The sequence below is a fragment of the Nocardia transvalensis NBRC 15921 genome (genome assembly GCF_000308875.1).
GTDB lineage: Bacteria > Actinomycetota > Actinomycetes > Mycobacteriales > Mycobacteriaceae > Nocardia > Nocardia transvalensis.
The window spans coordinates 78,571-101,913 of record NZ_BAGL01000070.1 but is presented as its reverse complement, the minus strand read 5'-3'; the positions used below and the strand labels follow the sequence as shown (position 1 = coordinate 101,913).

Annotated in this window: 24 protein-coding genes; 8 read left to right on the top strand and 16 right to left on the bottom strand. The window is 68.5% G+C overall.

The window, feature by feature from the left end:
* Positions 1–68: 68 nt before the first annotated feature.
* Positions 69–1,385, top strand: coding sequence for a ferredoxin reductase family protein (locus tag ON41_RS25970; protein WP_218003556.1), 1,317 nt, complete (start codon positions 69–71; stop codon positions 1,383–1,385).
* 197 nt (positions 1,386–1,582) lie between these two features.
* Here ON41_RS25970 and ON41_RS25965 read toward each other — a convergent pair whose 3' ends face one another.
* Positions 1,583–2,476 carry an NADP-dependent oxidoreductase gene (locus tag ON41_RS25965; RefSeq protein WP_040750401.1) on the bottom strand — a complete coding sequence of 298 codons (894 nt, stop codon included), beginning with the start codon at positions 2,474–2,476 and terminating at the stop codon, positions 1,583–1,585.
* Positions 2,477–2,546: 70 nt separating this feature from the next.
* Between ON41_RS25965 and ON41_RS25960 the strand changes: the two genes are divergently transcribed.
* Positions 2,547–3,134: a TetR/AcrR family transcriptional regulator gene (locus ON41_RS25960; RefSeq protein WP_040750400.1), complete on the top strand. Its 588-nt coding sequence runs from the start codon at positions 2,547–2,549 to the stop codon at positions 3,132–3,134.
* On the opposite strand, the gene ON41_RS25955 is transcribed toward ON41_RS25960, so the two are convergent.
* The 5 genes from ON41_RS25955 to ON41_RS25935 all read right to left on the bottom strand — a co-directional run bounded on the left by ON41_RS25955 (position 3,131) and on the right by ON41_RS25935 (position 8,002).
* On the bottom strand, positions 3,131–3,826 hold the full coding sequence (locus ON41_RS25955) for a hypothetical protein (protein ID WP_040750398.1): 696 nt from the start codon (positions 3,824–3,826) through the stop codon (positions 3,131–3,133). The two genes, ON41_RS25960 and ON41_RS25955, sit on opposite strands and share 4 nt — an antisense overlap.
* A gap of 272 nt (positions 3,827–4,098) precedes the next feature.
* Positions 4,099–4,770 (bottom strand): maleylpyruvate isomerase family mycothiol-dependent enzyme, encoded by a 672-nt coding sequence (locus tag ON41_RS25950; RefSeq protein WP_306307789.1) that lies wholly within the window; start codon positions 4,768–4,770, stop codon positions 4,099–4,101.
* A gap of 86 nt (positions 4,771–4,856) precedes the next feature.
* Positions 4,857–5,762 carry an NADP-dependent oxidoreductase gene (locus ON41_RS25945; RefSeq protein WP_040750397.1) on the bottom strand — a complete coding sequence of 302 codons (906 nt, stop codon included), beginning with the start codon at positions 5,760–5,762 and terminating at the stop codon, positions 4,857–4,859.
* Positions 5,763–5,842: 80 nt separating this feature from the next.
* The gene (locus tag ON41_RS25940; protein WP_040750396.1) at positions 5,843–7,138 is read right to left on the bottom strand and encodes a PucR family transcriptional regulator; all 1,296 of its coding nucleotides are present in this window, start codon (positions 7,136–7,138) and stop codon (positions 5,843–5,845) included.
* 234 nt (positions 7,139–7,372) lie between these two features.
* On the bottom strand, positions 7,373–8,002 hold the full coding sequence (locus ON41_RS25935) for a TetR/AcrR family transcriptional regulator (protein ID WP_040750395.1): 630 nt from the start codon (positions 8,000–8,002) through the stop codon (positions 7,373–7,375).
* 191 nt (positions 8,003–8,193) lie between these two features.
* Here ON41_RS25935 and ON41_RS25930 point away from each other — a divergent pair, with 191 nt between their 5' ends.
* The gene (locus tag ON41_RS25930) at positions 8,194–9,564 is read left to right on the top strand and encodes an ABC1 kinase family protein (RefSeq protein WP_040750394.1); all 1,371 of its coding nucleotides are present in this window, start codon (positions 8,194–8,196) and stop codon (positions 9,562–9,564) included.
* Here ON41_RS25930 and ON41_RS25925 read toward each other — a convergent pair.
* Together ON41_RS25925 and ON41_RS25920 are read right to left on the bottom strand one after the other, a co-directional pair.
* Positions 9,518–10,204 carry a respiratory nitrate reductase subunit gamma gene (locus tag ON41_RS25925; RefSeq protein ID WP_157185622.1) on the bottom strand — a complete coding sequence of 229 codons (687 nt, stop codon included), beginning with the start codon at positions 10,202–10,204 and terminating at the stop codon, positions 9,518–9,520. The genes ON41_RS25930 and ON41_RS25925 overlap by 47 nt on opposite strands.
* Positions 10,205–10,290: 86 nt before the next feature.
* On the bottom strand, positions 10,291–10,857 hold the full coding sequence (locus ON41_RS25920) for an HAD domain-containing protein (RefSeq protein ID WP_040750392.1): 567 nt from the start codon (positions 10,855–10,857) through the stop codon (positions 10,291–10,293).
* Between the two features lie 162 nt (positions 10,858–11,019).
* On the opposite strand from ON41_RS25920, the gene ON41_RS25915 reads away from it, so the two are divergent.
* Positions 11,020–11,532, top strand: coding sequence for a hypothetical protein (locus ON41_RS25915; RefSeq protein WP_040750391.1), 513 nt, complete (start codon positions 11,020–11,022; stop codon positions 11,530–11,532).
* A gap of 1 nt (position 11,533) precedes the next feature.
* On the opposite strand, the gene ON41_RS25910 is transcribed toward ON41_RS25915, so the two are convergent.
* The 4 genes from ON41_RS25910 to ON41_RS25895 all read right to left on the bottom strand — a co-directional run bounded on the left by ON41_RS25910 (position 11,534) and on the right by ON41_RS25895 (position 15,282).
* Complete coding sequence (locus ON41_RS25910; protein WP_246460884.1) at positions 11,534–12,490, bottom strand: glycine betaine ABC transporter substrate-binding protein; 957 nt, start codon at positions 12,488–12,490, stop codon at positions 11,534–11,536.
* Between the two features lie 191 nt (positions 12,491–12,681).
* Positions 12,682–13,440 (bottom strand): ABC transporter permease, encoded by a 759-nt coding sequence (locus ON41_RS25905; protein WP_040750389.1) that lies wholly within the window; start codon positions 13,438–13,440, stop codon positions 12,682–12,684.
* Complete coding sequence (locus ON41_RS25900) at positions 13,437–14,639, bottom strand: ABC transporter ATP-binding protein (protein WP_051162480.1); 1,203 nt, start codon at positions 14,637–14,639, stop codon at positions 13,437–13,439. The genes ON41_RS25905 and ON41_RS25900 overlap by 4 nt, the downstream gene beginning before the upstream one ends.
* Positions 14,632–15,282: an ABC transporter permease gene (locus ON41_RS25895; protein ID WP_040750387.1), complete on the bottom strand. Its 651-nt coding sequence runs from the start codon at positions 15,280–15,282 to the stop codon at positions 14,632–14,634. Before ON41_RS25895 ends, ON41_RS25900 begins: the two co-directional genes overlap by 8 nt.
* Positions 15,283–15,684: 402 nt before the next feature.
* Here ON41_RS25895 and ON41_RS25885 point away from each other — a divergent pair, with 402 nt between their 5' ends.
* Together ON41_RS25885 and ON41_RS25880 are read left to right on the top strand one after the other, a co-directional pair.
* A complete protein-coding gene (locus tag ON41_RS25885) occupies positions 15,685–16,809 on the top strand; it encodes a hypothetical protein (RefSeq protein WP_040750385.1) in 1,125 nt (374 codons plus the stop codon).
* A gap of 184 nt (positions 16,810–16,993) precedes the next feature.
* Positions 16,994–17,713 (top strand): DUF1906 domain-containing protein, encoded by a 720-nt coding sequence (locus ON41_RS25880; RefSeq protein ID WP_040750384.1) that lies wholly within the window; start codon positions 16,994–16,996, stop codon positions 17,711–17,713.
* A 7-nt stretch (positions 17,714–17,720) separates the two neighbouring features.
* On the opposite strand, the gene ON41_RS25875 is transcribed toward ON41_RS25880, so the two are convergent.
* Entirely contained in the window at positions 17,721–18,065 is a 345-nt protein-coding gene (locus tag ON41_RS25875; protein ID WP_174411359.1) for a hypothetical protein, read from the bottom strand.
* Positions 18,066–18,149: 84 nt separating this feature from the next.
* Entirely contained in the window at positions 18,150–18,998 is an 849-nt protein-coding gene (locus tag ON41_RS25870) for an Rv1157c family protein (protein ID WP_246460883.1), read from the bottom strand.
* A 303-nt stretch (positions 18,999–19,301) separates the two neighbouring features.
* Between ON41_RS25870 and ON41_RS25865 the strand changes: the two genes are divergently transcribed.
* Positions 19,302–20,579, top strand: a complete 1,278-nt coding sequence (locus ON41_RS25865; protein WP_040750383.1) for a mannosyltransferase — start codon at positions 19,302–19,304, stop codon at positions 20,577–20,579.
* Here the strand turns inward: ON41_RS25865 and ON41_RS25860 are convergent.
* Positions 20,521–20,814: a 4a-hydroxytetrahydrobiopterin dehydratase gene (locus ON41_RS25860; RefSeq protein WP_040750382.1), complete on the bottom strand. Its 294-nt coding sequence runs from the start codon at positions 20,812–20,814 to the stop codon at positions 20,521–20,523. The two genes, ON41_RS25865 and ON41_RS25860, sit on opposite strands and share 59 nt — an antisense overlap.
* Before the next feature lie 21 nt (positions 20,815–20,835).
* Positions 20,836–21,012: a hypothetical protein gene (locus tag ON41_RS42385; RefSeq protein ID WP_085995807.1), complete on the bottom strand. Its 177-nt coding sequence runs from the start codon at positions 21,010–21,012 to the stop codon at positions 20,836–20,838.
* 180 nt (positions 21,013–21,192) lie between these two features.
* On the opposite strand from ON41_RS42385, the gene typA reads away from it, so the two are divergent.
* Positions 21,193–23,109 (top strand): translational GTPase TypA, encoded by a 1,917-nt coding sequence (gene typA, locus ON41_RS25855; protein WP_040750381.1) that lies wholly within the window; start codon positions 21,193–21,195, stop codon positions 23,107–23,109.
* Positions 23,110–23,343 lie beyond the last annotated feature (234 nt).

Here is a 23,343-nt window from a genome sequence, read left to right as displayed (position 1 = left end):
TACCCCGTCTAACGTGGGGAGATGTGCCGGCCGGGTACAGCGTTGCACTCCTTCGGTAGGAGGTTGTGGTGTCTGTGGTGGTTCGGGGGGTCGGATGGATCGCGTTGTATGTGGCGGTGGGTGTGGTGCCGCTGGTGTTCGCCGTGATCGGGCCCGTCGAAGGTGGGCGGGGGTTCTGGACGGAGTTCGCGGTGGCGTTGGGGTTCGTCGGGATGTCGATGCTCGGCGCGCAGTTCGCGCTGGTGGCGCGGTTTCGGGCGGTGGCGGCGCCGTTCGGTGAGGATGCGCTGGTGCAGTTCCATCGTCAGGTGTCCTATGTGGCGCTGGCGTTCATCCTGGCTCACCCGATCCTGTTGCAGGTCGGTGGCGTCGACATCGTCGCGCTGTTGAATCTCGCGCAGGCCCCGTGGCGGGCGCGCTGTGCGGTCGCGTCCACGGTGTTGCTGCTGGTCGTGGTGGCGACCTCGGTGTGGCGGCGGCGTCTGCGGATCCGGTACGAGGTGTGGCAGCTGCTGCACGGCGGGCTGTCGGTCGTCGTGGTGGGCCTGGCGTTGGCGCATATGCTGCTGGTCGGCTACTACCTCGACGCGGCGTGGAAGGTGTGGTTGTGGGGGCTCATGACCCTCGCACTGGTAGGGCTGCTGGTGTGGGTGCGGGTGGTCGCGCCGATCCGGCGGTTGCGGCGGCCGTGGCAGGTCGAACGGGTCACCGCCGAACGCGGCGACGCCACGACCCTGACCCTCACGCCGGCCGGGCACGCCGGTTTCCGCTTCGAGCCGGGGCAGTTCGGGTGGCTGACCGTCGGCCGGTCACCCTTCGCCGTCACCGCGCATCCGTTCTCCTTCTCTTCCAGTGCCGAGGACCCGGACCGCATCGAGATGACCATCAAGGCGCTCGGCGACTTCACTTCCGGCATAGGCGATGTCGCTCCGGGCACCCGCGCGTTTCTCGACGGTCCCCACGGGGTGTTCACTCCGGACCGCAACGAAGGGCCGGGGTTCGTACTGATCGCCGGTGGGGTCGGCATCACGCCCATGGTCTCGATCCTGCGCACGATGGCCGATCGTGGCGACCGCCGGCCGTTTCTGCTGATATACGCGGTCCGGACAATGGAGGAGCAAACCTTCGACGCCGAAATCTCCTCGCTGACACGCCGTGTGGATATCGAGGTGGTGCCGGTGCCGCAGTATCCGCCGGAGAGCTGGGACGGTGAATACGGGTTCGTCGATCGAGCGCTGCTGCACCGCCACCTCCCCGACCGGTACCGGTGGCAGCAGTACTTCATCTGCGGGCCGCCACCGATGGTCACCGCGGTGGAGGACGCTCTCGCCGCCCTCGACGTACCCGCCGAACGCATTCACACCGAACGCTTCACCTTCGTCTGACCGGAAGGCGCGAGACCATGCGGCACACCTACACCACCTATGCGGTATGGGCCATCATGATCCTGCTGCTCGCCGCGTGCGTCTGGTTCGCCCTCGCCCTCGGCTGACGCTCGACCGCCGAAGGTGTTGTGTCAGTGAGGGAGTGGGTCGATGGTAGCCACGGCGCGTTCGAGTCCGGACAGGGACGGCGTACCGGATCAGACGATGATGACCCGCCGCCCGCGCGTGTGACCGGCGCGGCTGTCGATGTGCGCCGCCGCGGCCTCGGCGAGCGAGTACGACTTCTCGACCGGGATGTGGAGCTTTCCCCGTGCGATGAGGTCGGCGGCCTCGGCGAGTGCGTCCGGCACGCTCCCGGCCACTCCGGAGAACCGGACGCCGAACTCCGATGCGCCGAGATCGGCTATGGTGACCACCTTTTCGGGGTTCCCGGTCAGCTCGACGAGTTCGCGGATCACGCCCGAGCCGGCCAGATCCAGCGCCGCGTCGACGGGGCCGAGCTGCCGCACCCGTTCGACCCAACCCTCACCGTACGTCGTGGCGATCGCACCGAGACTTCGCAGATAGTCCTGATTCGCGGCTCCGGCCGTGCCGATCACCGTGATGCCGCGCTCGCGGGCGATCTGTAGCACCGCCGATCCGACTCCGCCCGACGCGCCGCTGACCAGCAACGTCTGTCCGGGCCGCACGCCGACTTCGCGGATGATGCGGAGTGCGGTCTCGACCACGGAGGGGTACCCGGCGGCCTCCTCGAATGTCAGGCCCTCGGGCATGCGGGTCCAGGCCGACAGGACGGCGAACTCGGCGTAGGTGTTCGAGCCTTCGCCGAAGACCTTGTCGCCCACAGTGATTCCTTCGACTCCGTCGCCGATCTCGTCCACCACCCCGGAGGCGTCCTGGCCGACTCCGGCGGGTAGCTCGATGGGATGGGCCGCCAGGATCTGGCCCTCGCGGATTCTCCAGTCGACGGGATTCACGCCCGCCGCCCGCACGGCGATGCGCACCTGACCGGGGCTCGCGTGGGGCTCCTCGGCGTCTTCGAGCCGCAGAACCTCCGGACCGCCGAACTCGGCGAAACTCACTCTCTTCATGCTGTCGACCGTAACACTAACCGTTAGTGTTTTGAAACAGTTAGTGTTTTGTATTTGATAGCGTCATGGGATGACCGTGCCGCCCGGACGCCGGGAGCGTAAGAAGGCCGCGACCCGCCAGAAGATCGCCGACACCGCCTTGCGGTTGTTCCTCGACCGCGGGTACGGCTCGGTGGGTATCCGCGACGTGGCCGCCGCGGCCGACGTGGCCGTCACCACGCTCTTCTCTCACTTCGCCTCGAAGGAGGCCCTCGTATTCGAGCGGGACGAAGACTTCGAACAACGACTCGCGCAGGCGGTCACCGACCGTGCCCCGGGCGAGCCGCTCATCCCCGCGCTACGCCGCGAAATGCATGTCCTGGTGCGACATTGCGCATCGGACAGCGCCGCCCCGATCTGGGACATGATCGACGAGTCGCCCGCCCTCCGCCAGTACGAGGAGTCGATGCGCCTGCGCCACGCGGAGTCGCTGGCCCACGCCATCGCCGCCGACCTCGACCTGCCCTCGACCACAACCACCTGCCGGACGATCGCCCGGTTCGTGATCGACGCCCATTCCCTGGCCCGCGAGGCGGATGATCCGGAGGCGGCGGTGGACGAGATCTTCCGGATGATCGAGGCGGCGTGGGAGATCGGGGAGCCTGCTCGCGAGAGCTAGGTCGAAATGAGTTTCATGTCGCTGACGAGCCAGCGGCCGTCGGGTTGTTCTTCGGCGGTGATCACCGTGGCGGCGAGGGAGATGGCTGGGCCTGGGGTGGCGTCGCTGGTGGTGGAGCGTTTGACGTAGCCGACACCGAGGGCGGTGGCTCCGGTTATCGCGCGGAGGCCGCAGTTGAAATCGAGGACCTCGCTGCGTTGATTCGTGGCGAGGAAATAGTCGCGGGTGGCGCCGTGGGTATCGATCAGGTGCTGGCGATATGCGCCGGTGGTTGCGTCGATGGCACCGGCGAAATACTGGTCCAGTGATTGTGGGTCGTAGGTGGAAATGTGGCTCATGTAGAGATGAATAGCGTGCAATGCGGCAATGTGACGGCTGCCGATCTTCGATATTTCCGGGGCGAGATCGGGGCGGGGCTCGGTCTGCGTGGGGACGGCTCCGAAGTTGGCCGCGTTGCGGGGAGCGCTGGTCGCGACGCTGCCCTTGGCTGCGGCAGACCCTGCGGTCTCGTCGTTCCGGGCGATGTACACGGCACCGACGGCGACGGCGCCCAGCGGCACGGCACCGGCGATGGCAGCGAGTTTCCGCCGCGAAATGCCCGATTTCGACGACTGTTCGCCGGGAAAAGGGGGAGGCTCGACCGGCGGGAACGACAGTTCTGGTCTCTCGTCGGGTTTCTCGGGCTGGGTCAAGAGGTTCCTTCCATCGCGGGCGGCGCTGCGAGACGTTATCCGCTGAGAAGCGTTCGGGTGGAAGGTTCACAAGAATTCCGCCGCCTACTGGCGCGTAGTGTCTGAAATGCGCTGAATGCCTTCGTGTGCTGAGGTCGGAAAAGTCGTGCTTATTCTCGAGTTCGGGCGACCCGGATTTCGTGTTGGTTAGAATGTCTAATGTTTCAGAAATGCGGCCACGTCCGTATTTCGACGTGGTCGATCCGGACAGTAAACCCGAGCGACGCGGCGGTTCAGGAGGCGAGGCGGTTGCGGAGGATGGGGAGGCCGGGGCCGGAGAGGTCATCGCAGTAGGGGGCGCGGCCGGCCATGGCCATGACCAAAGCGGTTGTGGGGCCGGTGATTCGAGGGCCGGTGCCGGTGGTGAAGGGGCCGTCGGTGGCTTCGAGGCGGAGGTCCTTGATCGCGGTGCGGCTGGGGACGGTGAAGTTTCGGGAGGCGTAGAAGTGGGCTACCTCGGTGGCCGCTTCGACCGAAGGGTGGCGAGGGAGACCGAGGGGGCGGCGGATGTCTTGGGCGTGGACGACGACCTCGCCGAGCCAGGCGGGGGTGTGGCCGGAGGCGGCCGTGGTGCGGGGGACGATGGCGCGGAACAGGTTCAGGGTCTCGGCGGAGGTGGCGCCGCGGTGTTCGGCGAGGCGGCGGGCGTTGTGTACGTCGGGGTCGAAGCGGGCGCCGGCCATGCTGCGGAGCCAGCGGAATCGGCCGATGCTCGCCGCGGCGGTGAGGTGTGCGACGACCTCCTCGACCGTCCATCGGCCGCACAGGGACCGCTGGGACCACTGGCTGTCGTCGAGTTCGGCGAGATCGTCGGCCAGTGCCGCGCGCTCGGCGTGAATCATGGCCCACAGTTCGTCGCGTGTGGCGTTCGACACCCGGGAAACCTCCAGTTCAGCGATGTCCACCGCGCGACGATACGAGCGCGGTTCGTCGTTCCGAACTACAGACGCGGCCGGTCACCCGAATTCATCGGTGCGGCAACGACCTCGGCCTACTCGCCGATCACCAGCACGAGCTTCCCGCGCGCGTGGCCTTTCTCGCCGACGCGGTGCGCCTCCGCGACCTCGGCCAGCGGGAAGGTCTGTGCGACCGGGAGCGAGAAGCGGCCGGACTCGATCAACTCGCCGATTTCGCCTATCGCGTGGATCGCGCGGCCGGCGTCGCCGCGACTGAATCGCACCCCGTGCTCCTGCGCGCCCGCGAAATCGGCGAGCGTCATGACATGCTCCGGTCCGCCCGCCAGATCGATGAGTTCGGGCAGGACGCCGCTGCCGGCGACGTCGAGGGCCAGGTCGACGCCCTCGAGTGCGAGTGCGCGCACCCGCTCGGCCAGGCCGTCACCGTAGGCGACAGGTTCGGCGCCGAGCGAGCGAAGGTACTCGTGATTCGCAGGACTGGCGGTGCCGATCACGCGCGCCCCTCGCGCCACCGCGAGCTGGACCGCCGCGCTGCCGACACTTCCGGAGGCGCCGCTGACGAGCAGCGTATGGCCGCTGCGGACACCGAGCTGATCGATTGCGCGCGTGGCCGTCTCGAGCGCGGCCGGGATCGCGGCCGCGGCGGCGAAGTCGAGCGAGGGCGGGATCGGCGCGTAATGCGACAGCACCACCGACTCGGCCTGCGCGGCCGGCTCGGCGGAGAAACCGAAGACGCGATCGCCGACGGCGACATCCGCGACGCCCTCGCCGAGTTCGTCGACCACACCTGCCGCCTCGTGCCCCAGTGTCTGCGGAAGCTCCTCGTCCATCAGGCCCTGACGCTTCTTCCAGTCACTCGCGTTGACACCGGCCGCGCGGACCGCGATCCGCACCTCACCGGGCCCCGGATGCGGCTCGGGAAGATCCACGATCGCCAAGACCTCCGGACCCCCGAAGTGGTCGAAACGCACAGCCTTCACCAGTCGCTCCCATCTCCAGGTATCCGATCACCCGTACGACAGTCTGCCAGTCTCGCGGGCGTACCCGATCCGCGTGCGGATCAGGTGGTGATGGGGGTGGGGAGGTGGGCGGTGTGGCGGTAGCTGCGGGCGACGAGGGCGGAGCGCAGGTACCACAGGCCGCTGGCGTGGGTCGGGTCGCAGCCGGTCAGGGTCGCGATGCGCTTGAGGCGGTAGTCGACCGTATTGGTGTGGATGTGCAGGGCGTGGGCCGTGCGCTGGCGGTTCAGGTTGTTGCTGATGTGCCGCTGCAGGGTCTCCAGCAGTTCGGGGTGGGGATCGAGCGGGTCGAGCAGGGTGCCCAGGTGCTCGCGTCCGGGGCCGGGCCGGGTGAGCTGGTATTCGAGGGCGAGATCGTCGAAGCGGTACAGGCCGCGCACGAGCCGCAGCCGGTGCACCATGTCGAGCAGTTGGTGGGCCCGGTCGGCGGCGGCGGGGATCTCCTCCGTGGTCGCGGTGACGACGGTCGCGGTGATGGGCACCTGCGCCGCCTGGGTCAGCGCGGCCAGGAGCTCATCGAGGTCGACGTCGTCGGAGGCGGGGATGAGCAGCGTGCCGCCGTCGACGCTGAGCAGCGACAGGATGGTCTCCCCGGCGTGATCGGTGGCGATCGCCGCCTGGATGCGCCGCAGCTTGCGGCGGGCCACCACCGAGCCGTCCACCATCGGGCTGGACTCCTCGGGATGCGGCGGAACCGCCAGGGCCAGCACGTTGTACCGCTCGGCGATCTCGATACCGCACTCGCGGGCCATGGTCGAGGTGGAATGCCCGCCGAGCAGCGCGGAGGTCAGCGTGTGCACCGCCGTGTGGTGCTCGTTGACCACCGAACGCAGTTCGCGCACATAGGCTTTCGACACCGCGGTGGTCATGGTGTCGAGCATGTCGACCACCATCTTGGCCGCGCCCACGAGGTTGTCGTAGTCGCCGCTGCGCAGCACCAGCATCTGCTCGTCGCCCTCGGTGATGCGGCGGTAGCTGTTGGTGGCGCTGGTGGTGACGAGGTCGAGTCCGAGGCGGAATCCCTCGTGGATGGCGTGGTGGATGGTGTCGATCGGCACGCCTTCCCGCGCCCACTGCGCCGCGGTGTCCTCGAGCTTCCGGGTCTTCTCCGGGACGTCGGCGCCGTCGAGCATGCTGATCGCCAGTTCCAGGCACACCCGCGTGATGGCGGTGACGTCGCCGTGGATCGCGTCGCCGGGGAGCGTCCGGCACGGGGCGACCGTGTCCACGAAATGTCCGACCATCTGCCGCGATAGGGCTCGGACGTCCCGCAGCGGCGTGGAGAACGGAGTCCCGGCATAGGTCAGGCCGGAGCTGTTGGATGTGTCGGCGGTCATCGGCGACCTTCCTTCCACCTCGATAGAGACGCGGTGGGCTTCACCCGCGGATTGCTCTGACAAAACGGTAAGCCGAGCGCGAACTCACCTTCTACTCCTCTTTGAATGATCTTCAGCGCCCGGCAACACGGCCGTCAGCCAGCGGAAATGTCATCAGAAGCGACGCCCGGAGGAGTGCTTTGCGCGGCATTAGTTAGGTGGGTGCTCACTTTTTGGGTGGGCGCCCGGGGTCGGTCAGGCCGCGCGGCTCTTGATCTCGGCCTCGGCCATGGCCGCGATCATGCGCGCGGTCATCTCGAGGGCCTCCTGGCGCTCGCGGCTGTCGACGTCCAGCGCGGAGACCCGCAGCACCGCGGCGAAACCGGTGTTGATCAGCACGAACGTCATGACGTCGTACTCGTGATCGTCGCCGGGGCCGAGCAGCTGGATCAGCAGCACCTTCACCAGCAGGCGCAGCCGCGGCTCGAATTCGGGGATGCCGCTGCTGTAGAACTGCACGCCCGCCACCAGCGCGCGCACGAGCCGGGCGTTGTCCACCAGCTCGTCGGCGATGACCTCCAGGATGCCGGTCACCAGCTCCACGGTGGGCTGGTCCGCCTGGCCGAATACCCGCTGGGTGAAGCGCCTTTCGACATTCTCGAGCAGCCGGCCGAGCAGTTCCTCGACGATGACGGAGCGGTCGGAGAAGTACCGGTAGACCGTGCCGATGCTGACCCCGGCCTCCGCCGCGATGCGGTTGGTCGAGGTGTTGGCGATACCGCGCTCGCCGAAGAGCTGCGCGGCGGTGTCCAGGATGTGTTCCCTGGTCGCCTTGGCGCGATCCTGCGTCGGGCGACGGCGGTGCCCCAGGGCTTTCGTCGGCATCGCACCCTCCCTGCTTCGCTGTCTGCCGAAGATGAGTCATGCTCAGTTTAGGGGTACGGTGTGCCTCGGGGTGATGAAAATTCAGCGCTGAACCTGTCGGTCGGTCCGATCGCCGATTCTCCGATCCTCCCGGCCTCGATGGGGTGGAATAGGGGGGACGACGTGGCAACGTGGCCAATGGAGGTTCGAGAGTGGTCGGTCGGGTCCCGAAGGGGCGTATCGCGCGGGGCAGCAGGATGGGCCGATTGGCCGCAGGGCAGGCGATCCGCGGGGTCGGCACCAAATTGTTCATGATCGGGCGGCCGGAACAGGCCCGGGAGATGCTCGCCGAACGGTCCACGCTGCAGGCGGCGCAGCAATTCGTCACCGTGCTCGGCGGGATGAAGGGCGCGGCGATGAAACTGGGGCAGATGCTGTCGGTCCTCGACGTCGATCTGCTGCCGGAATCGCATCGCGAGATGTTCCGGGTCAAACTCGCCGAATTGCGCGATCGCGCGCCGGTGGTGCCGTTCCCGGATATGCGGAAGGTGATCGAGGACGATCTCGGGCCGCTGTCGCGGTACTTCGCGGATTTCGACGAGGAGGCGATCGCCGCGGCCTCGATCGGTCAGGTGTACCGGGCGACGCTGCACGACGGGCGCACGGTCGCGGTGAAGGTCAAATATCCCGGCGTGGACCGGGCCGTCGAGGCGGATATGCGCAACCTGGCGATGATCAGCCGGCTGTGGAAATCCATTCTGCCGAGCGCCGCCGACGACGACGTGCTGGAGGAGATCGCGCGCAATATCGAGGGCGAACTCGACTATGTCGCCGAGGCCCGCAACCAGCACCGGGTGGCCTCCCGCTACCGCGATCACCCCTACATCACGGTTCCGGACAGCATCGAGGAACTCTGCGGGCACCACGTCCTCGTGACCGAATACCTCGACGGCATACCGTTCGAGGAGATCCGGGCACTGCCGGTAGAAGACCGCGATCGGATCGGCGAGCTGATCTACCGCTTCTACATCACCCCGATGTTCACCGATTACGAATTCTGCGGCGATCCGCACCCCGGCAATATCCTGCTCGCCGCGGACGGGCGGCTGGGTTTCGTGGATTTCGGGCTGTACAACACGATGGATCCGGCGATCGTCGAACTGGAGCGCAATGCCATGCGGATCGCGTGCGAGCGCCGCGATCGCGAGCTCTACGACAAATGGGTGCAGCGCGGCATCATCGATGCCGACGCGGGCGTGACGCCGCAGGAATGCATGGAATACGTGTGGGCCGCGGCGGGCTGGCATCTGCTCGACGAGGAGATCACGATCACCCCCGAATTGGCCACGGGCGCGGTCGTTCTCGCGGTCGATCCCCGCGCCGCGCAGTTCCGGGGCATGCGGCAGCAGCGGCTGCCCGCCGAGCACGTCTTCTCCCGCCGGGTGGACCTGTTCACCTTCGCCGCGCTCGGCCAGCTGGAGACCACGAACAACTGGCACCGCCTCGCCCGCGAATGGCTCTACCACGAGCCCCCGGTCACCGAGATCGGCAAGGAAACGGCTCGCTGGCGAGCCGGGGTGTGAGGACGACGCGGCGGCGGGACGTCCAGCGGACGACCGGTCCCGCGAAGATCCCGGCCAGGCGGGTGTAGGGCCAGATGCCGAGCAGGATCACCAGGCTGAGGCCCCGGATCTGATACGGGGCCGCGGCGCCGGTCATGAACTCGGCGCTCGGGTGGGCGGAGAACAGCGAACGGGCCCAGGCGAACAGCGTCGCGGCGGCCATGTAGTGGTCGTCCGCCGGATTCGGATCGAACCGGACGGCGACCCCGGACAGCACGATCGCGATCAGCAGCGGCAGCGTCACCCGGTCCACCGGCGTGACCGGCGCGCGGCGCGTTCCGGCGAGCATCGTGGGGAGGAACAGCAGCACGGCGCCGGCCGCGGCGGTCGGGAGCGCGATCACCTCGACCACGGCCATCAGCGCGGCGAGGGGTCCGGGCGGGTGGTGGCTGGGTCCCGACGCGATCACGTCGGTCACGCGGACCGACAGCAACAGGCCCGCGCCGAGCCGGAAGGCGAACGCTCCGTAGCGCTCCACCCGATCCGCGTCCGGGCCGCAGCTCTCCGGGCGGAAGCGATCGTGGCGGTAGCGCCATAGGTTGCCGACAACGAACGACACGAACGCGCAGTAGGGCAGAACGATCCACAGGAGAACCGTCACGGGTCCGATCATCGCCTTCCGTCAAGAAGTACCGGGATGCACAACGGTCGCAGAGGCGCAAACGCTGAGCTAGGGACCAAAGACACCTACCGCCCCGTACCGTTGTGCCCCGGGTTCCCCGATTGCCGCAGGAATGCGTGGGCCGCCTCGAGATGCGCCGGTTGCAGCCCGCCGCGCGGGTCGACGGGGATGAGCCGGGTGGGCGCTCCGGAGTCGCTGCGCCGCTCGGCCCAGCCCTGGTCGGCCGGTTGGAACTCGTCGTCGAACCAGCAGATGGGCCGGCGGCCGGCCCAGCGGTCGATCACCGGCAGCTTTCCGTGATGGCCGTCGCGGTGCCGAATTCCGGTGTCCTCGAACACGATTACCTCGAGTTCGGGCAGGCCCAGCATCGGCCCGAGCAGCCGGTTGGCCTCGTGTTCCCAGGCCGTTGCCCACACCAGATCCGCGTCGCCCGCCCTGGCCAGTTCCAGCAGCCGGTCGCCGTGCGCGGGATTCAGCAGGATCCGGTGCTCGACCGGCGGAACCACCGGGATGATCTGATGCCGGACCACGAATTGCCGGTAGCCCTCCGGTAGCGGGCCGCCGCGCGGCGGGGCCGGATTCAGCGGGCCGTCGACATCCAGAAGTACTGCCGCACGCGGTGATTCGACCATGGGCACCCCCTCCGCCAGGATGTCAGTCTACGTGCCAGGATCGCGCCGCGGACGGCATCGGCGAGGATCGGCCGTCGCGCTCGAAAGCCTGGTCACGGCGGGAAACGCTGTGGCATATTGGAACGGGTAGCGAGCGATCGGCCCTCTTCCCCAGGAGACCGCATGTCCGATTCGTTGCATACCAGAATCTGCCTGACCGGGGCCGCCTGGCGCGACCCGATGATCAGCCTGTTCCTCGTGCCCGAACCGCGTGTGCGGGGCGCGTGCATGCTGCACCTCCTGGAGCAGGCGCCGGTCGACGGCGAACCGCGGCGCGATCCGGACCTGATCGCCTCCGTCGAGGCGCGGCATCTGCCCGGCGCGCGGCCGTGCCTGCTGGCGTACGGGTCCGGCGTTCCCCGCCCCGGCCTGCGAACGCTCTATCACGACCACTACATCGGCGACGGTCCCGTGGGCCTGGACACCGGCGATCCGGACGAGGTGGCCCGGCTGGCGCTGCTGCCCGAGCGCGCGATCGGCCCGCGCCGCATCGACGACTTCGAGGACTATTCCGTCCGGTGGGCGATGCTGGCGGTATACCGCTATTTCGGCGTGGACCAGCGCATCCCGCTCATGTACCACGGATTCGCCGATCCGCGCGGCGGCTGGCTGGCCCTGCGCACGGCCATCGCCTGACTCACCCCTCGGTCACGAACCCCTGGGCGACCAGCCAGTCGCGGGCGACGTTCGCGGGCTCCTGACCCTCGACGTCGACCTTGCGGTTGAGTTCGGTGATGCTCTCGTTGGTGAGCAGCCGCGTGATCGGCGCGATGACCTCCGCGACCTGCGGGTGGGCGGTGGCGAACGATTCCTGCATCACCAGTGCGGCGTTGTACTTCGGGAAGAACTTGAGATCGTCCTCGAGCAGCTTCAGATTCAGCGCCGGGATGCGGCCGTCGGTCGCGGCGACCGAACCGAACTGGCAGGTGCCGTCGGCCGTCGCCGGATAGACCAGCGCGTCCTGCATGACCTGCTTCTTCACCTTGCCCATATCGACGCCGTACTTGCGCACCACGCCCGGGAAACCGTCCTGCCGGACGCTGAATTCGGTGCCGACGCAGGTGGGGCCGGTGGACGGGTCGGTATTCACCAGGCGGGCGAAGTCCGACAGCGTGGCGGCGCCCGTCTTCTGCTGGCTCCCGGCGCTGGTCACCAGGGCGTAGGTGTTGTTCATCGGGGCCATATCGGCCCACACCATGCCGTGCTTGTCGCGGTCCTGGTCGCGGACCGCCTCGAACTGGCCGACCGAATCGGGAATCGGCGTCTCGTTGCCGAGATAGTTGATCCAGCCGGTGCCGGTGTAGTCGAAGGCGAGGTCGACCTGGCCGTGCAGCTGGGCGTCGCGCAGGCTGTTGGACCCGGTGATGGCGGTCAGGTCCCGGACCTCCGCCCCGGCGGCCGTCAGCGCGAATTCGAGGATGTAGCCGAGGATGATCTGCTCGGTGAAGTCCTTGGAGCCCACGATGATTCGCACACCGTCGAGTTCGGGCACGGGCCGAATGCTGCCGGGCCCCACCCGCAGCGGCACCGCGCCACCGGCCTCCAGCCCGCAGCCGGCGGCGAGCAGCCCGGCCGCCGCCACGGCAGCGATCAACCTGGAGCACACACCGGCGCGCTTCCTCGCGGGCACTATGTTGGCGCGCTTCCTCGCGGGCACTATGTTGGCGCGCTTCCTCGCGGGTGCTATGTTGGCGCGCTTCCTCGCGGGTGCTATGTCGGTGCGCTTCCTCGCGGGCGCTGTTCCGTTGTCCCGGCACGCTTTTGGCCGGGACCATCTCGGGGTTCTCATCGCAACCCCCTCGGCCCGAGGAATCGTTCGGCGAGCGCGCCCAGCCAGTCCACCAGCAGCGCCAGGGCGACCGCGAGGATCGCGCCCACCCACAGCGTCACGTTGTCGCGCAGCTTGTATCCGGTGTCGATGAGAATGCCCAGGCCGCCCGCGCTGACCAGGAACGACAGCGTCGCGGTGCCGACCGCCAGCACCAGGGAGGTGCGCAGCCCGGCGAGGATGTAGGGGACCGCGAGTGGAAATTCGATGCGGCGCAACACCGTCAGCGCCGACATACCCTGGCCGCGACCGGCGTCGACGAGCATCGGATCGACCTGATCGAAGCCGAGGATCGTGTTGCGCAGCACCGGAAGCAGTGAATACAGCGCGATCGGGCCGACACCGACCCAGAATCCGGTCTGCTGGGTCCACAGGTAGGTGAGCACGATCAGGCCGATCGTCGGGGCCGCCGAGCCGATATTGGCGATGCCGACGAACAGCGGCGCCAGCCGCCGGTACCGGGACCTGGTCAGCAGCGTGCCCAGCGGCACCGCGACCACCACGACGATGGCGATGACGGTCAGCGTGATCACCACGTGCTGGCGGGTGGCGGTGGTGATGTTCTCGGCGTTCATGCTGGCCTGCTGGGTGGCGGTCAGCGTCCGGCTGAATCCCCACCAGAGCACGCCGACGGCCAGTCCGAGCGCCAGTACCGGCTGGGCGAACAACCTGATGCGTTCGGCCAGCCGCTCGGTGTGGCGAGTGGCGCCACTCATGACGTCTGCTCGTCCGAATACGTTGTGACCGTGTGGTGTTCGGCACGGATCTCGGACAGGTGCGCCACCAGCGTGTCGATGTTGATCAGGCCGGCGTACTCGCCGCGGCGGCCGGTGACGACCGCGTTGGCCGTGCTCTCGGCCAGCAGGACCTCCAGCGCCTCCTGCAGTGAGGAGCGCAGCGCGACCGTGCCGGTGACGGGCAGGCCGATCTCGCGCAGCGAGGTGGCCAGGCCGAGATGCGCCTCCGACACCCAGCGTAGCGGGCGGCGCTGGGCGTCGAGTACCAAGCCCCACTTCCACTTCCGCTCGGCGAGTGCGCTCCGCAGCGTCGCCACGTCGTCGGTGTCGAGGGCGGTGGGGCACTGCCCGAGGTCGACGTCCTGGACGCGCACCAGGGTGAGCTGTTTGAGCGCGGCGTCGGCGCCGACGAATCCGGCCACGGTGTCGTCCGCCGGTTCGGCCAGGATCGCTGCCGGGGTGTCGTACTGCAGGATCCGGGACTGGTTGCCCAGCACCGCGATTCGGTCGCCGAGTTTGACCGCCTCGTTGAAGTCGTGGGTGACGAAGACGATCGTCTTGTGCAGTTCGGCCTGCAACCGCAGCAGTTCGTCCTGCAGCAGGCCGCGGGTGATCGGGTCGACCGCGCCGAACGGCTCGTCCATCAGCAGCACCGGCGGGTCGGCGGCCAGCGCGCGGGCCACGCCGACGCGCTGCTGCTGACCGCCCGACAGCTGCCGCGGATACCGGTCGCGGAACTCGCCGGGATCCAGGCCGACCAGTTCGAGCATCTCGTCGACGCGGGCGGAGACCCTGCCGCGGTCCCAGCCGAGCAGGCCGGGGACGGTCGCGATATTCCGCGCGACCGTCAGATGCGGGAACAGCCCCGCCTGCTGGATCGAATAGCCGATCTGGCGGCGCAGCTTGTCGGCGTTCACCGTGGTCACGTCGCGCCCGGAGATGGTGATGGTGCCCGAGGTCGGCTCGATGAGCCGGTTGATCATCCGCATGGTCGTGGTCTTGCCGCAGCCCGACGGGCCCACGAACACCACGATCTCGCCCGCGGGAATGGTGAGGGAGACGTTGTCGACGGCCGGATCGCGCTGTCCCGGATAGCGTTTGGTGACCGAGTCGAGCACGATCTCGGCCGGGGCGTGATCCCCGGTGCGCTCCGGGGTGTCGGTCGCGGTTTCAGTCACGGATTCCCCTCGGAGTGGTGAGACGGCCGACGAGGACCAGGACGGCGTCGAGCGCGAGCGCCAGCACGATGATCAGCACCGTGCCGGTGAGCGCCATCGGCACCGCGGTCGGGCTGCCGAGGCGGGCCAGGCCGGAGAAGATCAGGTTGCCCAGGCCGGGGCCCTTGGCGTAGGCGGCCATGGCGAGGATGCCCATCGTCATCTGGGTGCTGACGCGGATGCCCGCCAGGATCGAGGGCCAGGCCAGGGGCATCTCGATGCGGGCCAGGATGCGCAGCCGGTTCATGCCCACGCCGCGGGCGGCATCGGAGACCGCCGGGTCGACGCTGGAGAGCCCGATGATGGTGTTGCGGATGATCGGCAGCAGCGCGTAGAGCACGAGTGCGGTGATCGTCGGCTTCACGCCCAGGCCCATCTGCGGGATGAGCAGGCCGAGCAGGGCGAACGAGGGAACCGTCAGGATGATGCTGGCCGCCGCGGTGGACAGCGCCGAACCCCAGGGGCTGCGATGTACCGCGATGCCGATGAGCACAGCCACGATCGTCGCGAGCAGTACCGCCTGCACGACCGCCGAGACATGCAGATACGAGTCGGTCAGCAGTTGAATGCGATGATCGACGACGAAGTTCCACAGCGTGTCCAGGGTTTAGCCCTCCCACCGTGTAGTTGTCGTCCGGGCCGAGTGTAACGACACAGGGAGGGAAACTAGGCCATTTCGGCCGGTTTGTCGCGATGACGGCAGGGGGATATCAGAATTCACCATTACGCTCGGGCCGAGGTTCCGGGTAAGGTCGGGTTCGGTCGTTTGTCAACGTATCCACCCGCGGGGGATATCTCTTACTGGTGGGAGGTGCACCGGGTGCACCTCGACCTACGATGGACTCGGCGGTGCCCGGCAGCGCCGCCGTCGCGATCCCTGTCCTGCTGCCCCCTCATCGGCAGGACGGGGATCTGCATCGCGCGGCACTGATCAGAGTGCTTGCGCCCGGGGGTGTCACAGTGGTTGGGCGCGCACACCATCCGGCACAGCGAGGTTACGAAACTCATGCCACAGTCCACCCGGCACGACCCCGTCACCTGGATCGACTACGCCGAATTCGGTGAGCGCTTCGTCAAGCACGCGGTGACGCGGGCGCGGATCGAGGCCGCGGTATCCGGTATGGCCGGGCGCGGGATGACCATCGGGCCGTTCTCGGTCGGGCCCGCGGGTCTGGCCGGCTTCGTCGCCGAGGGCAGCGTGGGCAAGCCGGTGATCGCGCGCAGCGGACCGGATGTCACCTTCGAGGTCCGGATTCCGGTATCGCTGCACGTCACCATCACCCTGGGCGGCCAGCGGCTGCGGCTGGAGGCGATCGTCGAAATCGACCTCACGCTGCACGCGCGCACGGCCGACCCCCTGCTGATCGTGATCGATATACCCCGGGTCGCGGCCCGGGACGTCAGTTTCGTGGTGCGGGCGCAGGCCATCGGCGCGGCGTTCGAGCTGCTGCTGGATCCCATCGCGGTGCTGGTGCAGCGCGAGGTCGCCAACCGGCTCAACGGCATGCTGGCCGATCCGGCGGCGCGGAGCGGCCGGGTGTTCGATGTCGTGGCCATCATGAACGGGACCCGGTCGGAGCATGCGGCCCAAGAGGGTTTCGACTGGATCGGCTACGACGAGTTCGGGCGGCGGTTCTTCCCGCTCATCGTCACGCGCGAGCGGGTGCTCGACGTGGTCGAGGGGCTCGCCGGCCGGGCGATCGAGGTCGGCCCGCTGCGCACCGGCCCGCGCGAGGCGGCGACGGTAGGGGTGCGGGGCACCGTCCGGATGCCGCGGCTGTCGGAGCGGGTGAGCGACGATCCGGTGGCGTTCGATCTGAGTATCCCGGTGGCGCTGGAGATCACCGTCGACGTTCTCAAGGCCAATCACTACCGCGCCGAGGTCGAGATCCCGCTGGTGCTGGTCGCCCGCGCGGCCGATCCGCTGCTGATCGTGATCGATGTCGCGCCGCCCGATCCGCACACCATCGCCGTCGACCTGCACGCCGAGGGCTGGCGAGCGCGGGCGCTGGGCCGGGTCGGCAATATTCGTCAGCAGATCGCCGCTCAGGTCGCCGCCGTCGTCCGCCGCGAACTCGCCGACGCCTCCGGCCGCACCATCGACGTGGAAGCCCGGCTGGACCGTATCTGACCTCGTCACGACCATACGCGTGTGGCACGTGTGATTGATGTGTCCGGTGAGCCTGGCGGTTCCTGTGTGCATGTGGTGAAATATGTTGACGTTCGAGGCTTCCGGCGCGGATATCTTGGGGAAGGTGCGCCGGGTACGCCGGTTTGGTACTCCCAGGTCAGGTACGGCGCGAAGGAGTTCTCCGATGCGTTTCACCCCGATGTCCCGGCGGACCCTGTTCGGTCTCGCCGCCGGTACCGCCACCGCCGCCGGCCTCTCGGCCCTGGCGCCGCACGCCGCGGCCACGGGCGCGCCGCTGGGCACCCTGCTCGACTACGCCGGCGCGGTGCCCTCGGCCGACGCCATTCGCTCCGCCGGGCACGCCGGGGTGATCCGCTACGTCTCCGACCGCCGTCCGGGCGCGGAGTGGATGGCCGGAAAACCGTTGCTGGCGAGCGAGGTCGAGTCGCTGCGGGCGGCTGGGCTGACCATTGTGTCCTGCTACCAGTACGGCAAGGGCGAGACCGCGGACTGGCGCGGCGGGCTGGAGGCGGGCAAGAGGCACGCCGACCGCGGGCTGCAACTGCATCGCGAGGCGGGCGGATCCGACACCGCGCCCATCTACGCCTCCATCGACGACAATCCCAGCGCCGCCGACTTCGCCACCATGATCGCCCCCTACCTCGCGGGCTGGCAGCAGGTGCTCGGCAACGAGAACGTGGGCGTCTACGCCAATGCCCCCACCATCGAGCTGGCGAACGCCGCGGGCCTGGGTTCCTGGTTCTGGCAGCACAATTGGGGCACGCCGAAGGGTTTCGTGCACCCGGCCGCGAACCTGCACCAGTTCGAGATCGACAAGCGCGCGGTCGACGGCGTGGGTGTCGACGTCAACGACATCCTCACGCCGCAGTACGGGCAGTGGTGAGCGCCCGTCAGGTCTGGCAGTGGCAGGTCGGGTCGTCGCAGAGATCCGGCTCGTCGGGGACCACCGAGAGCATCGGGCGGGCCTCGGGCGCCTCGCGCACCCCCATCCAGGCGAACAGCGACCACCGGGACAGTCCGGAGAACGCCGAGCCCAGGCTGAAGAACGCGCCGATGGAGCCGATCGACAGCACCGAACCCACGCTGCCGACGGACAGGATCGAGTACGCCGACCCGATGGAGAGGATGGATCCCTCCGAGCGGATCGACAGGATCGACCGATGCGATCGGGTGGACAGCACCGATCGGTAGGAGCGGCGGGACATGACCGACTTGCGCTGATCGACAGTCGTCATGATTAGCGGTCTACCACAGCCGAAAGGCCGTTGGAAGACGAAAAGCCCGGAGTGTCGCACACGCGACGTCTCCGGGCCTTGTCGTCAGCGCTGGGCCTGCGGCTGAGCCTGGGCCTGCGGTTGCACCGGTGCCTCCTGAGCCTGGGCCTGCGGCTGGGTCCGCGCCGGCGACGGGGCGGCGGGCGCGACAGTGAAGATGCCGAGGGTCGGCAGGAACGAGCAGGTGATGGGCGCCTGCTCGGCCGAGGGCTGGGTGGTGAGCGATCCGGAGATCACCGAGATGACGCGTCCCGGGCCGGTGTCGGCGATCGCCGAGAGGGTGGCCGGGCCGTCGGGGTTGATGTGGGCCTCGTCGGTCAGGGGGAGGGTGCCGCCCTGGCGGTTGTCGAGGTTGAACCACTGCACCGTCATCGGCGGATTCTGCTGCGGCGACAGGCCTTTGGTGCCCAGCGCGGTGAAGACGAAGCCGGACTGGCCGCCGTTCGGGCCGGGCGGCGGTAGCTCGGCCGGGCCGGGGACGGCCAGTGCCGTGCCGACGGAATCGGAGCCGGGGCCGATGCAGTCCTTGCCGATGGTCGGGTAGAGGAACTGGGCGATCGTGGGGCCGTTCTCCGGGAGATCCGGACCGCCGCCACCGCTGCCGTCGAGGAATTTGACGATGGCCTGCAGGGCCGCCTTCACCTGCGGCGGCAGATTCGTGGAGTTCAGGATCTGCTCGGCCTGGTCGAGAATGCCCTGCTGGCCGGGTGAGGCGATGGTCGAGGCGTTGGCGGCGGCGCCGATGATCGCGGGCGCGAGGCTGGCGATCGCGTCGACCGGGACGCCCTCGGGAATCAACGGGACGGAGGCAGGGGCCTGCTGCTTCGGCGCCGGAGCGGCGAGCGCGGTCGACGCGGCGACAGTGGCACCGGCCGCGAGGGCCAGCGCGGACATTGCGAACCGCGATCCTCTGGTGCGAAGCACTGGTGTAGCCGTCCTTAACCTCGGGTACCTCATCCGGCGATGCGGCCGCATCGCCTGCGTCACTTTAGGGATAGAGAAGCCAAGTTGTACAGCCGTGGTGCGATCTCACAGGCGGCGTCGGATCGGTTGTTGCCGCTCTGGGACGATAACCCCACTCCGATGTTACTGGAGTGATCAGTGATGCAAATGTTACAAGATAGGCCCCTCTAGGGGTCGTTACCGCCGCCGGTAATCTTGTCCGGGCCCGCCACCCCAGCCGAAAGTCAGCGTGCCGTGAAGCGACACTCCCGCCGGATCGCCCTCCTCGCGCTGGGCCTGTCCGTGCTGGCCCGGTTGCTGTGGATGCTGTTGTCGCCCAACGGGATGAACCTCGTGGACCTGCACGTCTACGTCGACGGAGCGGCCAGCCTGGGCAGCGGCCACCTCTACGACTACACCTATTCGGAGAAGACGCCGGACTTCCCGCTCCCCTTCACCTATCCGGCATTCGCCGCCGTCGTGTTCTATCCGCTGCACTATCTGCCGTTCACCCTGGTCGCGGTGGCGTGGCTGCTGCTGATCGCGGCGGCGCTGTACGCCGTGGTGCGGATCAGCTTCGCGATGCTGCTCGGTGACGCCGCGCGCGAGACCCGCTGGCGCACGGCCGCGATCGGCTGGACCGCGGTGGGGCTGTGGCTGGAACCGACCCGCACGACCATGGACTACGGGCAGGTCAACGCGTTCCTGGTGCTCGCGGGTATCGCGGCGGCCTATTACACGGGGTGGTGGCTGTCGGGATCGCTGGTCGGCGTCGCGGCCGGGGTGAAACTGACGCCCGCGGTCACCGGCTTCTATTTCCTCACCCAGCGCCGCTGGATGAGCGCGGTCTGGGCCGCGGTGGTGTTCGCGGCCACGATCGGGCTGAGTTTCGCCATCTCACCGGCCGAGACCCGCACCTACTTCGGGCCTCTGATCGGCGACGCGAGCCGGATCGGGCCGGTCGGCTCGGTGTGGAATCAGTCCCTGCGCGGCGCGCTGACCCGGATCCTGGGTTACGACGCGGGCGGGCCGTGGCATCTCGGCGGGCATCGGATCCCGTTCGGGCTCTGGTGGTTCGGCGGCGTGGTCGTGCTCGCGGTGCTGGCCTACTTCGCGTGGCGAGCGCTGGATTCCGGGGACCGGCTGGGCGCGCTGCTGGTGGTGCAGTTGTTCGGGCTGATGGCCTCGCCGATCTCGTGGTCGCACCACTGGATGTGGTTGCTTCCGGTCGTGCTGTGGTTGCTGTACGGGCCGCTGCGCGCCGCGGCCGGCGCCCGGGTGCTCGCCGGTTACTGGCTGGTGACCGCGCTCATCGGCGTGCCGTGGGTGCTGTCGTTCTTCCAGCCCACGATCTGGACCATCTCCCGGCCGTGGATCCTGTCCTGGCTGGGTGCGGTCGACGCGATCGGGGTGATCGCGTTCTATATCTGGCTGATCCGGATCGGCCGGGCCCGGCGCGCGGACGCGCGGGCGCTCAGCTCTGCTGAGCCAGCCGATCTATCTCGCCCGCCAGCGCCGTATCCAGGCGCGTGAGCCCGCCCTCGGAGTGGGTCGAGAGCGTGAACGTGACGCGACGCCAGCGGATATCGATATCGGGGTGATGGTTGGCGGCCTCGGCCTCGGCGGCAACCCGGCGCACGAGTTCGATACCCGCCATGAAGGAGGGGGCCTCGACGGTGCGCGTGATGCTGGTGCCGGTGTGCGTCCACTCCGGCAGTTCCTTCAGTGCGGTCGCGATCTCGTCGTCGCTCAGTAGTGGGGTGCTCATACCCCGGGTGTACCCCGCGAGCTAGGCCGCACGCGCCTGCTTCAGGTACTTCTTCAGGTCTTTTCCGCACATCCCGGCGGATTCGGCCTTCCGCATGCGCATGACCACGACAGGGCATTTCACGCAGCGCGTCTTCTTGCGACAGCACTTCTTCTTCGGCTTCAGGCGCGACACCTGTTTGGCCTTGACCTTGCCCATGGGAGGTAAGCATAGCCTAAGTTTGGGGCGTGTAGCCGCACCGATCGGGGCCGCTCTGGCGGATTTCGGTACTGTATAGCTGGCCGCATGCCCGGTGAGTCACTCGTCCACCTGTCTTGCACTGGTCCCTCGACGTCGAGGGTCGGCCGGCAACCATCTCATTCAGCAGGAGGATTTCACGTGTCGTCTGTCGAGTTCCGCAACGTCGCGATTGTGGCTCACGTCGACCACGGCAAGACGACGCTGGTCGACGCGATGCTCAGGCAGTCCGGCGCCTTCGCCGAGCGGGCCGAACCGGTCGATCGTGTGATGGATTCCGGCGATCTCGAACGCGAGAAGGGCATCACCATTCTCGCCAAGAACACCGCCGTGCACCGGCACAATGCCGATGGCAGCGTCACCGTCATCAATGTCATCGACACCCCCGGCCACGCCGACTTCGGTGGTGAGGTCGAGCGCGGCCTGTCGATGGTCGACGGCGTCGTGCTGCTGGTCGATGCTTCCGAGGGCCCGCTGCCGCAGACGCGGTTCGTCCTGCGCAAGGCGCTCGCCGCCTCGCTGCCGGTCATCCTGGTCGTCAACAAGACCGACCGGCCCGACGCGCGCATCGAGGAGGTCGTCGAGGAATCGCACGACCTGCTGCTCGACCTCGCCTCCGACCTCGACGACGAGGCGTCCGAGGCTGCCGAGCTGGCGCTGGACCTGCCGGTGCTCTACGCCTCCGGCCGCGAGGGCAAGGCGTCCACGGCGCGCCCCGAGAACGGCAACGCCCCCGACGCCCCGAACCTCGACGAGCTGTTCGAGGTGCTGCTGAAGTGCGTGCCCGCGCCCAAGGGCGACGCCACCGCGCCGCTGCAGGCGCACGTCACCAACCTCGACGCCTCGCCGTTCCTCGGCCGCCTGGCGCTGCTGCGCATCCACAACGGCACCCTGCGCAAGGGTCAGAACGTGGCGTGGATGAGTGCCGACGGCGTCAAGAGCGTCAAGATCACCGAGCTGCTGAAGACCGTCGGCGTGGAGCGCAATCCCGCCGAGGAGGCGGAGGCCGGTGACATCGTCGCCGTCGCCGGGATCCCGGACATCATGATCGGCGACACCCTCGCCGACGCGGAGAAGGTGGCCGCCGGCGAGGATCTGGCGCTGCCGCGCATCACCGTCGACGAGCCCGCCATCTCGGTCACCGTCGGTATCAACACCTCGCCGCTGGCCGGCCGCAACGGCGGCACCAAGCTCACCGCGCGGCTGGTGAAGGCCCGGCTGGACCAGGAACTGGTCGGCAATGTGTCGCTGCGCGTGCTGAACACCGAGCGCCCCGACACCTGGGAGGTCCAGGGCCGCGGCGAGCTGGCGCTGGCCATCCTGGTGGAGACCATGCGCCGCGAAGGCTTCGAGTTGACCATCGGCAAGCCGCAGGTCGTCACGCGGATGGTCGACGGCAAGGTGCACGAGCCGTACGAGGAGCTGACGGTCGACGTGCCCGAGGAGCACCTGGGCGCGGTCACACAGCTGCTGGCCTCGCGCAAGGGCAAGATGGTGCAGATGACCAACCACGGATCCGGCTGGGTCCGGATGGAATTCATCGTGCCGTCGCGCGGGCTCATCGGCTTCCGCACCGACTTCCTCACCGAGACCCGCGGCACCGGCATCGCCAACGCCGTCTCGCACGGCTACGCGCCGTGGGCCGGGGAGATCCGCGCGCGGCACACCGGCTCGCTGGTGTCCGACCGCGCGGGCAGCGTCACCCCCTACGCGATGCTGCAGCTGGCCGATCGCGGCACCTTCTTCGTGGATCCGGGCGCCGACACCTACGAGGGCATGGTCGTCGGTATCAACCCCCGCGCGGAGGACCTCGACATCAACGTCACCCGCGAGAAGAAGCTGACCAATATGCGCAGTTCCACCGGTGACGTGCTGGAGACCCTGGCCCGCCCGATGGTGCTGGACCTCGAGGGCGCCCTGGAATTCTGCGCCGGCGACGAATGCGTCGAGGTCGGCCCCGACGTGGTCCGCGTCCGCAAGGTCATCCTCAACGCCACCGAGCGCGCCCGCGAACTCTCCCGCCGCAAGGCCCGCGACCGCGCCGCCTCGAACGCCTGACCCTCGGGCCCGCGTGGATGCGGGAACAGGTGCGCCGTCCGGAACGCGTAATCTCTCGCGCACCGGCCGGTGCGGCACCGGCGCGAGCGTTTCGAATGAAAGGTGCAGCCATGTGGGGCGCGGCCCGGCTCGTTTCTGGACTGACGGAGCGGGGGAGCGAAGCGGAGGAGCGGAGGACGGAAGAAACGAGCCTCAGGGGCCGTGCCCCCGCGACGCCGGAGGCGGCGCAATCGA

Coding starts and splice junctions, on each gene's coding strand:
- ON41_RS25965 (WP_040750401.1), bottom strand. CDS start 2,476: ATGAAGAGAGTGAGTTTCGCCGAGTTCGGCGGTCCGGAGGTTCTGCGG.
- ON41_RS25960 (WP_040750400.1), top strand. CDS start 2,547: ATGACCGTGCCGCCCGGACGCCGGGAGCGTAAGAAGGCCGCGACCCGC.
- ON41_RS25940 (WP_040750396.1), bottom strand. CDS start 7,138: ATGACCGCCGACACATCCAACAGCTCCGGCCTGACCTATGCCGGGACT.
- ON41_RS25935 (WP_040750395.1), bottom strand. CDS start 8,002: ATGCCGACGAAAGCCCTGGGGCACCGCCGTCGCCCGACGCAGGATCGC.
- ON41_RS25920 (WP_040750392.1), bottom strand. CDS start 10,857: ATGGTCGAATCACCGCGTGCGGCAGTACTTCTGGATGTCGACGGCCCG.
- ON41_RS25915 (WP_040750391.1), top strand. CDS start 11,020: ATGTCCGATTCGTTGCATACCAGAATCTGCCTGACCGGGGCCGCCTGG.
- ON41_RS25905 (WP_040750389.1), bottom strand. CDS start 13,440: ATGAGTGGCGCCACTCGCCACACCGAGCGGCTGGCCGAACGCATCAGG.
- ON41_RS25885 (WP_040750385.1), top strand. CDS start 15,685: ATGCCACAGTCCACCCGGCACGACCCCGTCACCTGGATCGACTACGCC.
- ON41_RS25880 (WP_040750384.1), top strand. CDS start 16,994: ATGCGTTTCACCCCGATGTCCCGGCGGACCCTGTTCGGTCTCGCCGCC.
- ON41_RS25875 (WP_174411359.1), bottom strand. CDS start 18,065: ATGACGACTGTCGATCAGCGCAAGTCGGTCATGTCCCGCCGCTCCTAC.
- ON41_RS25870 (WP_246460883.1), bottom strand. CDS start 18,998: ATGTCCGCGCTGGCCCTCGCGGCCGGTGCCACTGTCGCCGCGTCGACC.
- ON41_RS25860 (WP_040750382.1), bottom strand. CDS start 20,814: ATGAGCACCCCACTACTGAGCGACGACGAGATCGCGACCGCACTGAAG.
- ON41_RS42385 (WP_085995807.1), bottom strand. CDS start 21,012: ATGGGCAAGGTCAAGGCCAAACAGGTGTCGCGCCTGAAGCCGAAGAAG.